We start from the raw sequence: 239 nt of genomic DNA on the forward strand, positions 1-239 counted from the left end.
TAATGCCGTTCAGTTAAGCAACTGAACGGCATTTTTGTTTTTAGGGTTGGAGTTGTAAACAGAGCGGCAAGCTGTTAACTTGGTCAGCGATGCTGAACGACCACCTGACCTTTCTTCTGGATGCAGCACCTGCCGACCTGAGTCGGCTCTGCGAGCATCTGCCACATAACTGGATCGAACAGGCCATCGAAGCGACGGGCACGGCCAGCATTCGTCGGCGGCGCTTACCAGCCGAGCAG

General features: G+C 54.8%; 1 protein-coding gene. It reads left to right on the forward strand.

What is annotated here, in order from left to right; translation table 11 throughout:
- Nucleotides 1-89 precede the first annotated feature (89 nt).
- On the forward strand, nucleotides 90-239 hold a 150-nt coding region (locus VK92_RS41330), incomplete at its 3' end, for a transposase domain-containing protein (RefSeq protein ID WP_197092562.1).

The organism is Burkholderia sp. LK4 (assembly GCF_001043615.1).
Classification (GTDB): domain Bacteria; phylum Pseudomonadota; class Gammaproteobacteria; order Burkholderiales; family Burkholderiaceae; genus Burkholderia; species Burkholderia cepacia.